We start from the raw sequence: 13927 nt of genomic DNA, 5'->3' as shown, positions 1-13927 counted from the left end.
ATTGAAAAAGAAGGTTTTTTTGTGTCTACAATAAAAGGGAGGGTTATCGAATACCGTTCACACTAGGTAAGCAAGCAGAAATAGCGCAGGTATCCACTTAATAACTTAGTAACTTAGTAACTTAGCGGCGACGATTCTTACCGCGATTTTTATGCACACCTAATTTGGCTTTCAGCTTGCGTTTTTCCGAGCTGCGACTGCGACGAGGCGCACTGTTCTCGGCAAACACTTCTGAATCTGGGCTAGGCTCGAAGCCTGCCAGCCATTCTTGAGGCAATTTTTGATCTAATAGGCGCTCTATCGCCTCTAAAAGATATTGCTCACTATGACTCATCAAAGAAACGGCATGCCCAATATTGCCTGCGCGACCACTTCGACCAATGCGATGCACATAATCTTCGGCTTTATAAGGCATATCAAAGTTAATGACATGTTCTAACTCTTTCACATCAATACCACGAGCAGCAACGTCAGTTGCCACCAGCGCACGCACTTTTCCCGCTTTAAAATCATTTAAGGCGCGCTGTCTTGCACCTTGGCTTTTATCACCATGAATTGAAGCAGCTTGAATACCATCTAGCTTAAGCTCTTTTGCCAGCGCCTCCGCACCTTCTTTGGTTCGAGTAAACACCAATACCTGTTGCCAGTTACGCGAACCAATCAAATAAGAGAGCAATTCACGCTTACGATGTTTATCCACCGGATAGACAATTTGTTCAACACTGTCAGCGGTGGAATTGGCTGGAGTAACCTCCACCTCCGCAGGATTGTTTAGGATCTTATATGCTAGGTTTTTAACCGCTTTTTTAAAGGTGGCTGAAAAGAATAAGGTTTGGCGTTCGCTATTAAGCTTTTGCAATATGCGTTTTATATCAGGCATGAAGCCCATATCTAACATTCTATCGGCTTCATCAAGTACTAGGTATTGTGTGTATTGCAACGTCAGATTTTTATTGAATAGGTGATCAAGCAATCTTCCTGGGGTCGCAATCAAAATATCACAACCTTTATTGAGGTTAGTCACTTGCACATTAAAACTGGTACCGCCGTACACCACCACCGTTTTAAGCTCAGTAGGTTTAGCATATTCGGTAATGGCATCAAACACTTGCTGCGCCAGTTCGCGGGTTGGCACCAATACCAATGCTTTGACTTTACATTGCGATTGCGGATTATGAACACTGACCTCTGCCATCAATTTTTGTATCATTGGCAAACCAAACGCAGCCGTTTTCCCTGTGCCTGTTTGTGCGGCGGCTAACACATCACGTCCTGCAAGCACCAAAGGAATGCCTTCGGCTTGTACCGGAGTGGGTGTCACGATATTCAGTGTCTCTAGATGTTCGACTAAAGCGGTCTCAAGACCAAGGTCGGCAAATTGTGATGAAGGCATTAGGTCGTTCCCTTGGGGATTATTTCAAGATAGAGAGTGCAAGGCAGGGATTCTACTTTAATTTGACGTGAGTTACAGCCTCTATCACATCGGGATAAAAATCGAGAAATACCTGATTAAGCGTCTGATAGTGTGTTTCAAGAGTTGCAAAGCATTCCGCTAGAGGGGCCATGCGTTCACTGCGCTTCGACATTCGTTTAAGGACAAATTCGATATTCTCAAGCTCCTGATAAGAAAAAATCCAACCGCCATCCCACATAGCACTAATGACGTATTGATAACGCTCGGGTAATGATGTATGCACCCATTTAGGGTGAGTCTGGCTCTGTGCATTATGGCAAAACTGCGCTAACGAATGCGGATGAAAATGACGCCAATGCTGGGTAAGGCAATGATCCCAAAACACATCTAATGCGATAGGAGAAAATCGGCGTCGTTCACCAAATAACGGCTTGATAGCGACAATCGCGGGGTGGCTATCGGTAAAACTGTCGATAAAACGATGCATACGAATGCCATGGGTGATAGCCGGCTCAAAGCGCCCTTCCGGGTTACCTCGCACAAAATCTCCAAGAAGATTTCCCAGCAAGCTACTTTGGCTTTTATGAGCAAGGTGCAGATGCCCTAAAAAATTCATTTTCGCCTGCCTTGTATCACTTTAACATGCCCATAGTTAGCAAATGCCCTCATCACATTCCACATATTAATTAATCAAACAATTCGATGACCAATTTATTGTCTCTAATCACAAGGTTAGGTTGCGCTGATTTAATCAAAGCTTCTTGCAATACATTGCTATCGAGTTGGTAAACTGGGTTTTGGGATAGGCCGTAACCAATCATAGCAACGGCAGGTTTAATCAATCGTTTAATATCCGCCGCGAGCGGTGTGCCGTTTTCGGTCAATTCCTCTAAGCGAATCGACTGTAAATACACCTCTCCTGTTTTAGCGTCATAACGCGGTATCGCGCTAAACTCTATGTCTAAATCAAGCTGCTGCTTTTGTGCATTAAATAACTGTATTTTTGCTAACGTGTTGGCGTGTACTGCGACACGATCCGCATCAGTTCGACCTATTTTGACAGCAAGATCGGTGACTGAGACTTGCGCATACATGACGTTTTCAATGCCCACTGACTGATTAAAACTGACATTGTCATGCAGATAATCCGTCATTTCTTGTTCGGTGACGCTATAGCTGGTGCATCCGCTTAGCCCTAAGGCAAGCAAAAGACCCAAAAGGGTATATAACCATTTCACGTTTGGCAGGGTCATTCTCTTCATTTTTATGGTCCACCTTGTTTACAGCTAAGTGGGAAACCTTGTCACTGTCAAGGTGCTATTATGTAATGCCTAAAGTAAAGGCTCGATGATTTACTGATTTAACAGCCGAAAATTACTGACGCGTAAATATCCGCCGGTTGGCTAGACTTATGGAAAAATTCGCCTCGTTTTGACAATCGACAGCAAAGATTTCAAGTATTGTGCGCATGCCGAGTAAAGTAGCATGCGAAAGCGCAGATACTCGCCCATATAATCAGCATCTGAACGAAATATTAGTTTCAGTTTTACGAGCAATGCGTTCTACACGTTACACTGTTCAAATCAACATATTAAGAGCTAAAGGCAAGATGAATTTACAATACTGGAAAAATAATATTAGTGGTCTTTTGGTTGTCGGGGGGTTTCTTATTGCCGTAACCCTTTTCACCTCTGTTATCCCATCCGTAGACTTACTAAGTTCAGATTCAAGTATTTTTGGAGTGATATTTACTTATTTAACCTACTCAGCAGGTAAGCAAGGTTTTTTGATCACCTTAGCGGCTTTAGTTGTCGCCATCGCAATCAAAACCCCCAACAGAAAACGCTTGTTGATGTTAATGGTTCAGCTTGGGGTGCTGTTGGTACTGTCTTTTGGCGCTAAATCACTATTGAAAAAAGTCACTCAAAGCCCTCGTCCATATACAGAAGCACTAACACAATTGCATTTAGTGGATTCTCCGCAAGACTTTTATCATCTCGATACGCCAGATCAAAATGCGGTGATTGCTCAAGCATCACAAAGCGTCTCACATTGGCGCACCATTCATTGGCAAGGAGAAACAGACTATTCGTTCCCATCGGGGCACACGGTTTTTGTGGCGTTGTGCTTGTTTTTCTTTGGCGGTTTATTTGTGCAGCGCAAACAATATTTGGCCCTATCGGTACTATTTGTTTGGGCGCTAGGGGTGGCCTACAGTCGTCTTTGGCTGGGTATGCATAGACCTGAAGATCTCATGGGCTCAGCGCTGGTGGTTGGAATCATTGCGATGTTCATTCCCGCACCCTCTTCACGTTTGCCTTAGTTTGGCAAACTGGCCGTATTTTGGGGAAGAGGTCTGTGCATTTCTTCCCTTTTTCTTGGATAAATACCTGAGTTATTGGCTAGGCCGTAGATTCTTATTGATGTCTTAGCTGAAAGAACGCAAAATAGCGCTCCTTCCCAAGAAGGTGAGCGTTTTCTACTTTATTCAACTACGCTCCTACTAGTTTCTTAGTTTGCAGGCAAATCCGCCTCCACCCTTTCACATCGAGAACATCTATGAGTTTTGACTCCCTTGGTCTATCTGCCCCTATTCTTCGCGCTATTGACGATCTAGGTTATACAAAGGCTTCCCCTATCCAAGAGAAAGCTATCCCTGCCATTATTGCAGGTAAAGACGTCATGGCAGCTGCGCAAACCGGTACCGGTAAAACCGGCGGTTTCAGTTTGCCATTGTTAGAAAGATTAAGCTCAGGCCCAAGACCTAAGGGAAATCATGTCCGCGCGTTAATCTTAACGCCCACTCGCGAATTAGCGGCTCAAGTTCATGATAGTGTTGTTCAATACAGCGCACACCTTGAAACCACTTCCACAGTGGTATTTGGCGGCGTAAAAATTAACCCACAAATGCTCAACCTTCGCAAAGGTTGTGATGTTTTGGTGGCAACGCCAGGTCGCTTATTAGATCTGCATAGCCAAAACGCGGTGAAATTTTCGCAACTAGAAGTGCTGGTGCTGGACGAAGCGGATCGCATGCTGGATATGGGGTTCTTTCGCGACATAAAGCGAATTCTTGATTTACTGCCAAAACAGCGTCAAAACCTACTGTTTTCCGCCACTTTCTCTCCAGAAATTCGTGATTTAGCACGTGGCTTGGTTAATAACCCTGTCGAAGTGTCGGTAAACCCACCTAACTCAACCACTCAGCTTGTTGAGCAAAGTATTTACGTTTCTGATAAAAAGCAAAAATCAGCCATCTTGGCGAATTTGATTAAGCAAGGTGAATGGCAACAGGTGTTAGTGTTTAGTAAAACTAAGCACGGTGCAAACCGCTTAGCGCGCTTCTTAGAAGCCGAAAATATTTCAGCATTACCTATTCACGGAAACAAAAGCCAAGGCGCCCGCACCAAAGCATTAGAAGAATTTAAAACGGGCAAAATCCGCGTATTAGTCGCCACTGATATTGCTGCGCGCGGTTTAGATATCCCTCAATTGCCACAAGTGGTGAACTTTGATTTGCCGCACGTATCAGAAGACTATGTGCACCGCATTGGTCGAACCGGTCGCGCGGGTGAAACAGGCAAAGCCTATTCATTAGTATGCGCTGACGAAGCTAAAGAGTTATTTGCTATTGAACGTTTAATCGGTAAGGTTCTTGAGCGTCACGTAATGCCTGGATTCCAACCGGTTAATCCACTGCCAGAATCTAGACTGGATACGCGCCCTATTCGCCCGAAGAAACCTAAGAAAGCGAAAACAGGACACCAAGACGGACAACGCTCAGCGGACAATGCAAACGGGCACAAACCGGCAAATAAAAACCGCCGCCATTCGTCCAAAGGTAAACCACAAGGCGCTGCGCAAAAAGGCGGACAGTCTGGTCAAAGCAACAATAAAGGAAATACCTCAGCAAATGAGGGAGCGAATAAGCCAGCAAGAGGTCGTCGTCCGCAACGCAGTTTTGGCACGCCTCAAAACGGTTCTGGTAAAGCTAACTCAAACCATAATCAATAAACAACACCACATCACATATAGCGGTGTACATCGCACCGCTCTGTTTATTGATTATTGATTATTGTTTAGCCTGCTTTCTTAAGTGACGATTCGACACATTGTGTTTGGGCAGTTCTGGGGCAGGCTTTCTCTCATGCATTAAATGCCTTATCGCCAATAATGGATGTGTTAATAGCATTCTCGGACCTGAAAAGCGCATCACAGCTCTCATTTGTTGCTTAAACTCCGGTCGATAACAATGCACGGGGCATTGATTACAAGTCGGCTTACCTTGCCCAAAAACACATCGATCTAACTTGGTTTTAGCGTAGTTACTTAAACTTGTGCATTGCGCGCATAATCCCTGTTGGCCATGGTGATGTTTGGCGCAATAAATCGTGATCATCGCGTGCACAGTGTTGTGCTCTTTAAGTAGTTCTCCACTTAAAATCTCATCTTGCGGTTCGCGCATTAGTTACTCTTATCTTTGTACATACATTTAGTATATACCTTTAAACTAATCAATAACTCTATCCATATGGCATTTTTGCGTTATTTCGTTACCTCCAAACGGTAGCGGTCATATTTCCAGCGACAGATGCTCAATAAGCCTCCTTTACTGTATTTTGTCTGACGCTATTTAAAGTTCTGCGCACAGCAACACAATATTTATCACTATTATTGAAGTACTGACCTGTGTTTTAGCTAAGATAATAAGTACAATCAGTTGCGTATAAGACTCAAGCGTAATACGTCAATTTAGGGAATGGAGCACAACATGTTAGTAAGGACGCTATTGATAGCCGCTGTTTTTAGTTCACCATGGCTTCACGCGCAGGTGATTGAATCTACACATCTATCCGGTTTTGGCGAGGCAAAATACCCTGCTAATTTCCCCCACCTAGAATACGTAAATCCACACGCTCCGAAAGGAGGCCATGTGACTTACGCCGCCATGGGCACCTACGACAGTTTTAACCGCTACGCGTCTCGAGGTAAATCCGGACAAATGACCGGCGAACTCTATGACACTTTGATGTTCTCACCCACTGATGAAATTAATACCTCTTATCCCTTAATTGCTGAAAAGCTACGTTACAGTGACGACTATTTGTGGATGGAAGTGGATATCAACCCTAAAGCAAAGTTTCACGATGGCATGCCCATTACCGCAAAAGATGTGGAATTTACCTTCCAAAAGTTTCTTAAACAAGGCGTGCCTCAATACAAGACATATTATAAAAACATAAAGTCGGTGAAAGCGCTCAATGACAAAACCGTACGCATCGATATGCTTAAATCCGATAGAGATGTGTTGTTTTCTTTTGTACAACGTAGTGCTGTATTACCGGCACACTTCTGGAAAGATAAAGACTTAAGCCAGCCCCTCTCTGAGCCACCCATTGGCAGTGGCCCGTATAAAGTGGACTCGTTTAAGCCAGGCCAAAGCATCACATATGCTCGAGTTAAAGATTATTGGGCGCAAGATCTTCCGGTCAACGTAGGCCGAAACAACTTTGACCAAATTCAATACGATTACTATCGCGATGACACCGTAATGCTAGAAGCCTTTAAAGCGGGTGAATACGATTTACGACAAGAAGGCACCGCCAAATTTTGGGCCACCGCTTATACAGGCAGTAATTTTGATAAAGGCTATATCGTTAAAGAAGAAATCAGCAATACCATGCCTCGTGGCATGCAAGGGTTTATTTACAATACTGAAAGCGACATTTTTAAACAGCCCAAAGTCCGTGAAGCGCTGACCTATGCTCTCGATTTTGAATGGATGAACAAAAACATGTTCTACGGGCAGTACGCTCGCACCAACAGCTATTTCCAAAATACGCCTTATCAAGCAAAAGGCCTGCCTAGCTCCTCCGAACTTGAGGTGTTGTCTCCCCTAAAAGGGCAAATTCCTAACCGAGTCTTTGGCCAAGCTTATGTACCACCACGCAGTGATGGTTCTGGGCGTATTCGCAGCCAAATGCGCAGTGCATTAACGCTATTAAAAGAGGCTGGATGGGAAATACAAAAAGGGGTACTCACCCATACTAAAACCGGAAAACCGTTTGAATTTGAGTTAATGGTGTATAGCCCAACAACCGAAAGAATCGCCGATCCGCTGAAGAAAAACCTCAGTAATTTAGGCATTAACATGAAAATTCGAACCGTTGATACCACTCAATACCTTAAGCGCTGGCACGAACGAGATTACGATATGATCTTCTCATCATACTCCGCGAATCCTTATCCAAATAACGGATTAAAAATCGCTTGGAACAGTCACTACATTGACAGTACCTATAATCAAGCGGGTGTGAACAATAAGGCGATTGATTACTTAACCGAACAAATTGATCTTCATCAGCAAGACCCTGAAAAATTAAAAGCGCTGGGCCCTGCCCTCGATCGCGTGCTTACTTGGAACTTTTATGTTATTCCGGCGTGGCACACCAGTCGTTTTCGCGTTGCCAGTTGGGATAAGTTCTCCCGACCGGATATTCGCCCTGAGTACGATCTGGGATTAGATACTTGGTGGGTCGATACGACAAAAGCACAAAAGTTGCCAGCGAAACGACGCTAAAGCATGCGTCTAAGCCTTGGTCGATATCAATCGATACGTAGGGGGAGACTATCCCCCTTGTCTTCAAATTTACACATAGAGTAGCAATGTCAGCTTATATCATCCGACGACTTTTGCTTGTCATCCCTACCTTGTGGGCCATCATCACTATTAACTTTTTTGTCATTCAGATTGCGCCTGGAGGACCTGTTGAACAAGCCATTGCTCAGATGGAAGGTTTAGATTCAGGGGTTATGGAACGCTTTAGCGGCGGCGGTCAAGAAGTTGAACTCAGCGCCGCAGGTAACGATGCACAAACCACAGGCTATCGCGGTTCTAGAGGGATGGACCCTGAAGTCATCGACGCCATTAAAAAACAGTTTGGTTTTGATAAACCATTGCATGTTCGTTACTTTGAGATGCTTAAAAACTACATTTGCTTTAACTTTGGTGAAAGTCTATTTAAAGGCGGCGATGTCATTGACTTGATTGTCGAAAGGTTACCTGTGTCTATTTCCCTTGGGCTTTGGAGCACCTTAATTATTTACTTAGTGTCGATACCTTTAGGCATTATCAAAGCGATTCATCACGGTTCTCGCTTTGATATATGGAGCAGCGCACTGGTAATTGTAGGCTACGCTATTCCCGGCTTTTTATTTGCGATTGTACTCATCATCTTGTTTGCCAGCGGAAATTATTTGGATTGGTTTCCCTTGCGCGGCTTAGTGTCTTCCAACTTTGATTCATTAAATTGGTATCAGAAAGTCATCGATTATTTCTGGCACTTAGCCCTACCGACGCTAGCCATGGTGATTGGCGGTTTTGCCACACTAACAATGTTGACCAAAAACTCATTTCTTGACGAAATAAACAAACAGTACGTGGTGACGGCTAGAGCAAAAGGCTTGGATGAAAACAACATTCTGTATAAGCATGTATTTCGCAATGCAATGCTCATCATTATTGCTGGATTCCCTAGTGCCTTTATCAGCATCTTTTTCACAGGCTCTATGCTCATTGAAGTGATGTTTTCATTAGAAGGTATTGGCTTACTTGGCTTTGAGTCCACCATTCAGAGAGACTACCCAGTAGTATTTTCTTCTTTATATATCATGACGTTACTAGGGCTTGTGCTCAGTATTATTTCCGATCTCACCTATTCTTGGGTCGATCCTCGTATCGATTTTGAGGCGCGATAAATGAATCCACTACTTAAATTACGTATTGAACGTTTCAAGAGCAATCGTCGCGGGTATTGGTCACTGTGGATCTTTATGGTTTTGTTTACTATCAGTTTATTTGCAGAGCTGGTCGCAAACGATAAGCCGCTCTTCATTAGCTTTGACAATGGCTGGTATTTCCCAATTGCTAAGCATTATTCTGAAACCGACTTCGGCGGAGAGTTTGTCGCTGAAGCCGACTATACCGACCCGTATGTACAAGACCTTATCAACGAACAAGGTTATATCGTTTGGCCACTCATTCGCTTTAGCTACAACACCATCAATTATGATTTACCCACCCCAGCGCCGTCTGCGCCAGACAAAACCAATTGGCTTGGCACTGATGATCGTGGTCGTGATGTACTGGCCCGAATTATTTATGGCTTTCGCATCTCGGTATTATTTGGCGTGGTACTCACCATCATCAGTAGCCTTATAGGGGTCATTGTCGGTGCTAGCCAAGGTTATTACGGAGGTAAGCTTGACTTAATAGGACAGCGTTTTATCGAGGTTTGGTCTAGCATGCCAACATTGTTTTTGCTGATTATTTTATCCAGCTTTGTTGAGCCAAACTTTTGGTGGCTACTTGGCATCATGGTGTTATTTAGTTGGATGAGTTTAGTGGGTGTCGTTCGCGCCGAATTCTTGCGCTGTCGCAACTTTGACTACATTAAAGCGGCGCATGCGCTTGGGGTCAGTGACCGACGTATTATCAGTCGGCACATGTTGCCCAATGCCATGGTCGCGACCCTAACAATGATTCCGTTTATTTTATCAGGCTCAGTCACTACATTGACCTCGCTGGATTTCTTAGGCTTTGGTTTACCCAGTGGCTCACCATCATTAGGTGAGCTGTTGGCGCAAGGAAAAGCCAATTTACAAGCACCTTGGCTTGGATTCTCCGCCTTTGTCGTGCTATCCATCATGCTGAGCTTGCTGGTATTCATTGGTGAAGCGGTGCGCGATGCTTTTGACCCACACTCACACTAAGTATGCAGAAATAGCGCAGGAAAAATGCTCGAGAACAAGCTTAAAACGAAAAAAGGCGCTATAAGCGCCTTTTAAAAGATAAACGAACAGATAATTAACTCATTTGCTCAGAAAGCTTTGCTTTAGCAATCGCGCCTCGTAATTCATTCGCAAGCTCAGCGGTTGCAGAAAGGCTAGTAGCACTTTGAGCAGAAATATTTTCAATCAGTGATGTTGCTTGAGGCAAGGCATCGTTGATAGTGACATCTAAAGAGCGTAAGCATTTTTGCAGCAATTGAAGGTGCAATTCCGCTTCTTTTGCGAGGCTGTAAGCTGATTGGTAAGTTTCTTTTGGCATTTTAGCCTCCTGAGTCAGTTTAGGGGGGTCACCAGACAAAGTGTTAAAACCATCTGTTGTATTTAAATACTACAATTAACTTTATATCAGTTTTTTTGATAGAGCTATACATTATTTGAAAAATTGAGAGCTAATGCGCAATTATTGTTTAGTAAACGTACATTGCCTGTGTCCCGTTTGACACAATTTTTATTGACCAAAAACTCAACATTTTAATTTGTGACTTACAAAGTACAATGAATAGGACATTCACATGACAGAGCCGCTACTCAACATAAACAACCTATCGGTGGCATTTGGCGGGAAAAACAACCCAAAAACAGTAACTTACAATATAAGCTTATCAGTACATAAAGGTGAAACCTTAGCCTTAGTGGGAGAAAGCGGCTCCGGAAAGTCGGTCACAGCCAACGCAATTCTTCGTTTGCTACCCAAAGCGAGTACCGTTTATCAATCAGGCTGCATCCATTTTGATGGTCAAGAACTGCTGTCTTTATCTGAGCGCAAGATGCGTGGTGTTCGCGGCGCACGCATTGGTATGATTTTTCAAGAACCTATGGTGTCGTTAAATCCCCTGCACAAAATCGGCAAACAATTAGTTGAAACCGTCGAGATTCATCGTGGTTTACGAGCCAACAAAGCCCACTCTTTGGCCTTAGCTTGGTTAAAAAAAGTGGGCATTCGCCATCCAGAACGGAAAATCAATGCCTATCCGCATGAGTTAAGCGGTGGTGAACGTCAGCGGGTAATGATCGCTTTAGCGCTCATTAACGAACCCGAATTATTGATTGCGGACGAGCCCACAACGGCGCTAGACGTGTCAGTACAAGCGCAAATCCTTGATTTACTCAAAGAGCTACAACAAGAGCTGGGAATGGCAATGTTATTTATCACCCATGATCTCAGCATTGTAAAGCGCATCGCTAACCGTGTGTGCGTCATGAAAGAAGGCAAGTTAGTAGAAACCGCAGATTGCCACTCATTATTCCACCAGCCCAAGCACCCTTACACAAAAATGCTCATTGATGCCGACCCAAGTGGTCAACCCGTTGCTACTGATGCACACAGCCCAACTTTAATTGAAACCTGCGATCTCAAAGTGTGGTTCCCTATTATGGGCGGCGTCTTTAAACGCGTGATCGATCATACCAAAGCCGTTACCGGGGTGAGTTTTACGCTTAAGAAAGGACATACTTTAGGTTTAGTAGGGGAAAGTGGTTCTGGAAAATCAACCATAGGTATGGCGATCTTACGATTAATTGAAAGCCAAGGTGAGATTATTTTTGATAAGCATCCGCTATCGCAGCTGGATCGCAAACAGATGCTGCCACTAAGAAGCCGCATGCAAGTGGTGTTTCAAGACCCCTTCTCTGCCCTCAACCCTAGAATGTCTGTGGCACAAATTATTGGTGAGGGATTGCGAGTCCATCATGACCTTAACGCACAGCAAATTGATGAGCAGATTTGTCGTGTGATGGAAGAGGTGGATCTTGATATTCACACTCGGCATCGCTACCCGAATGAATTTTCAGGAGGACAGCGTCAGCGCATTGCTATCGCGCGTGCCCTCATTCTAAAGCCTGAGTTTATTTTATTAGATGAACCCACCTCTTCGCTCGATAGAACCGTTCAAGCGCAAGTGCTCGAATTGCTTAAAGCATTACAAATAAAATATAAGCTGACCTATCTTTTTATTAGCCATGATCTGAATGTCGTCCGTTCATTGTGTCACGATACTATGGTGCTAAAAGAAGGAAAAGTGATTGAATATGGAGCAACAGAGCAAGTATTTAACGCCCCAAAACATCAATACACCCAACAACTAGTGACACTGTCACGCATGTGACTCATTAATACTTAATCAGTAATAACTTAACCCGTAATATATCAATAAGGGATGCGGATGAAAGGCTTAACAGAACTCAACTATTTAAACGATCATCCATTTAGTTACGCAAACCTTGGCCCTGCACTTTCAACGCCTGTTTTACCAGAGCCACTCACGCACCCCTACCTGATTCACATAAATCAATCTCTAGCAAAGCGTCTGGGCATAGACATTCAAAATGAAGCAGCGTTGCTTTCAATGATTTCTGGTAGCCAAATGTTACCTAAGTGGAAGCCACTGGCAATGAAGTACGCCGGACACCAGTTTGGCCAATACAACCCTGATTTAGGCGATGGCCGAGGGGTATTACTCGCCGAGTTTATAGCACCAAATAGTGCAAAACTTGAGGATAAAAAGTGGGATTTTCACTTAAAAGGCAGCGGGCAAACCCCCTATTCACGTCAGGGTGACGGACGCGCGGTCCTACGCTCTACCGTGCGAGAATACTTAATTAGTGCTGCGATGAAGGGCTTAAACATTCCAACGACTGAAGCATTAGTCATGGTGGGTTCCCGCACTCAGGTTCAAAGGGAAGATATTGAGTTCGCCGCCACACTATTAAGAGTCGCCCCAAGTCATATCCGTTTTGGTCACTTCGAGTACTTATTTTATACCGGTCAACACCCAGCTTTGGCAGCGTTAGCTGATCACGTGATGTATTGGCATATGCCTGAAATCAACCCCCAATCTACAGATAAATACGCGCAGTTTTTTCAACAAGTGGTCACTAGCACCGCCAACACCCTTGCACAATGGCACGCGTATGGCTTTTGTCATGGCGTCATGAATACCGACAATATGTCGATATTAGGGCTAAGTTTTGATTATGGCCCTTTTGCTTTCTTAGACAATTATCAGCCAAGCTTTATCTGTAATCACAGTGATTACAGTGGGCGCTATGCCTTCGATCAACAGCCAGGAATTGGACAATGGAACCTTTCTGCATTAGGTTACTCGCTCTCTAATCTCATAGATAAGCAAGCTATTGAGACAATACTCCAGAGCTACTCTTCACAGCTGCACAGTCAATATAAACGCTTAATGCGAGTACGTTTTGGCCTAATAAGTGAGCAGGATAACGATCGTGAACTGCTCAATGATGGGTTATCTCTCATGGAAAAACACGACCTAGACTACCACTACACCATCAGGCGTTTATCTGAGGTCGACAGCGGGCAATGGCAACACATGTTCAAGCACGAAGTCACGCTCAAGCTTAATCATCTTGACTTTAAACATTGGCTGTCACGCTATCAAGACCGCCTTTCTCTTGACTACACCTCTGATAAGGTGCGCCAACACGCAATGCAACAAGTTAATCCGAAGTATCTATTGAGAACGCATCTTGCCCAAGAAGCGATTACATTAGTGGAACGTGGGCAATTTTCTGTCATTGAGCAATGGTTAACGGTACTCGAAGACCCTTTTCGCAGTCATGATTGTCCAGCGCATTGGGCAATGCCCCCTTCAGCAAAGCAAAAAGGCCATAGCCTGAGCTGCTCATCGTAACAAGCTG

The 13927-nt window shown here is 44.1% G+C and carries 12 protein-coding genes; 7 read left to right on the top strand and 5 right to left on the bottom strand.

The genetic code is table 11. The features are described 5' to 3' along the window. Positions 1-121: 121 nt before the first annotated feature. From VEZ01S_RS09290 to VEZ01S_RS09280, 3 genes are all read right to left on the bottom strand, one after another. Positions 122-1393: a DEAD/DEAH box helicase gene (locus VEZ01S_RS09290; RefSeq protein ID WP_021713782.1), complete on the bottom strand. Its 1272-nt coding sequence runs from the start codon at positions 1391-1393 to the stop codon at positions 122-124. 52 nt (positions 1394-1445) lie between these two features. Further along, positions 1446-2030, bottom strand: coding sequence for an acyl carrier protein phosphodiesterase (locus tag VEZ01S_RS09285; RefSeq protein WP_021713781.1), 585 nt, complete (start codon positions 2028-2030; stop codon positions 1446-1448). A gap of 70 nt (positions 2031-2100) precedes the next feature. Then, the gene (locus VEZ01S_RS09280; protein ID WP_021713780.1) at positions 2101-2676 is read right to left on the bottom strand and encodes a YceB family lipoprotein; all 576 of its coding nucleotides are present in this window, start codon (positions 2674-2676) and stop codon (positions 2101-2103) included. A 206-nt stretch (positions 2677-2882) separates the two neighbouring features. Between VEZ01S_RS09280 and VEZ01S_RS09275 the strand changes: the two genes are divergently transcribed. Together VEZ01S_RS09275 and VEZ01S_RS09270 are read left to right on the top strand one after the other, a co-directional pair. Continuing rightward, positions 2883-3737, top strand: a complete 855-nt coding sequence (locus VEZ01S_RS09275; RefSeq protein ID WP_235868460.1) for a phosphatase PAP2 family protein — start codon at positions 2883-2885, stop codon at positions 3735-3737. A gap of 236 nt (positions 3738-3973) precedes the next feature. Next, positions 3974-5428, top strand: a complete 1455-nt coding sequence (locus VEZ01S_RS09270; RefSeq protein ID WP_021713778.1) for a DEAD/DEAH box helicase — start codon at positions 3974-3976, stop codon at positions 5426-5428. A 58-nt stretch (positions 5429-5486) separates the two neighbouring features. On the opposite strand, the gene VEZ01S_RS09265 is transcribed toward VEZ01S_RS09270, so the two are convergent. Next, positions 5487-5879, bottom strand: a complete 393-nt coding sequence (locus tag VEZ01S_RS09265) for a nitrous oxide-stimulated promoter family protein (RefSeq protein WP_040890603.1) — start codon at positions 5877-5879, stop codon at positions 5487-5489. Positions 5880-6185: 306 nt separating this feature from the next. Here VEZ01S_RS09265 and VEZ01S_RS09260 point away from each other — a divergent pair, with 306 nt between their 5' ends. From VEZ01S_RS09260 to VEZ01S_RS09250, 3 genes are all read left to right on the top strand, one after another. Then, positions 6186-7994, top strand: coding sequence for an extracellular solute-binding protein (locus VEZ01S_RS09260; protein ID WP_021713777.1), 1809 nt, complete (start codon positions 6186-6188; stop codon positions 7992-7994). A gap of 86 nt (positions 7995-8080) precedes the next feature. Beyond that, positions 8081-9172, top strand: coding sequence for a microcin C ABC transporter permease YejB (locus VEZ01S_RS09255; RefSeq protein ID WP_021713776.1), 1092 nt, complete (start codon positions 8081-8083; stop codon positions 9170-9172). Beyond that, positions 9173-10186, top strand: a complete 1014-nt coding sequence (locus VEZ01S_RS09250) for an ABC transporter permease (protein ID WP_021713775.1) — start codon at positions 9173-9175, stop codon at positions 10184-10186. 94 nt (positions 10187-10280) lie between these two features. Here the strand turns inward: VEZ01S_RS09250 and VEZ01S_RS09245 are convergent, their stop codons facing one another. Then, positions 10281-10523: a hypothetical protein gene (locus tag VEZ01S_RS09245; RefSeq protein WP_021713774.1), complete on the bottom strand. Its 243-nt coding sequence runs from the start codon at positions 10521-10523 to the stop codon at positions 10281-10283. 253 nt (positions 10524-10776) lie between these two features. On the opposite strand from VEZ01S_RS09245, the gene VEZ01S_RS09240 reads away from it, so the two are divergent. Both VEZ01S_RS09240 and VEZ01S_RS09235 read left to right on the top strand, forming a co-directional pair. Further along, entirely contained in the window at positions 10777-12369 is a 1593-nt protein-coding gene (locus VEZ01S_RS09240) for an ABC transporter ATP-binding protein (RefSeq protein ID WP_021713773.1), read from the top strand. A 57-nt stretch (positions 12370-12426) separates the two neighbouring features. Continuing rightward, the gene (locus VEZ01S_RS09235) at positions 12427-13920 is read left to right on the top strand and encodes a protein adenylyltransferase SelO (RefSeq protein WP_021713772.1); all 1494 of its coding nucleotides are present in this window, start codon (positions 12427-12429) and stop codon (positions 13918-13920) included. Positions 13921-13927 lie beyond the last annotated feature (7 nt).

Source organism: Vibrio ezurae NBRC 102218, assembly GCF_000467185.1.
GTDB lineage: Bacteria > Pseudomonadota > Gammaproteobacteria > Enterobacterales > Vibrionaceae > Vibrio > Vibrio ezurae.
This window is presented reverse-complemented; position numbering and strand designations above follow the sequence as displayed.

Coding starts and splice junctions, on each gene's coding strand:
- VEZ01S_RS09290 (WP_021713782.1), bottom strand. CDS start 1,393: ATGCCTTCATCACAATTTGCCGACCTTGGTCTTGAGACCGCTTTAGTC.
- VEZ01S_RS09285 (WP_021713781.1), bottom strand. CDS start 2,030: ATGAATTTTTTAGGGCATCTGCACCTTGCTCATAAAAGCCAAAGTAGC.
- VEZ01S_RS09280 (WP_021713780.1), bottom strand. CDS start 2,676: ATGAAGAGAATGACCCTGCCAAACGTGAAATGGTTATATACCCTTTTG.
- VEZ01S_RS09275 (WP_235868460.1), top strand. CDS start 2,883: ATGCCGAGTAAAGTAGCATGCGAAAGCGCAGATACTCGCCCATATAAT.
- VEZ01S_RS09270 (WP_021713778.1), top strand. CDS start 3,974: ATGAGTTTTGACTCCCTTGGTCTATCTGCCCCTATTCTTCGCGCTATT.
- VEZ01S_RS09265 (WP_040890603.1), bottom strand. CDS start 5,879: ATGCGCGAACCGCAAGATGAGATTTTAAGTGGAGAACTACTTAAAGAG.
- VEZ01S_RS09260 (WP_021713777.1), top strand. CDS start 6,186: ATGTTAGTAAGGACGCTATTGATAGCCGCTGTTTTTAGTTCACCATGG.
- VEZ01S_RS09255 (WP_021713776.1), top strand. CDS start 8,081: ATGTCAGCTTATATCATCCGACGACTTTTGCTTGTCATCCCTACCTTG.
- VEZ01S_RS09250 (WP_021713775.1), top strand. CDS start 9,173: ATGAATCCACTACTTAAATTACGTATTGAACGTTTCAAGAGCAATCGT.
- VEZ01S_RS09245 (WP_021713774.1), bottom strand. CDS start 10,523: ATGCCAAAAGAAACTTACCAATCAGCTTACAGCCTCGCAAAAGAAGCG.
- VEZ01S_RS09240 (WP_021713773.1), top strand. CDS start 10,777: ATGACAGAGCCGCTACTCAACATAAACAACCTATCGGTGGCATTTGGC.
- VEZ01S_RS09235 (WP_021713772.1), top strand. CDS start 12,427: ATGAAAGGCTTAACAGAACTCAACTATTTAAACGATCATCCATTTAGT.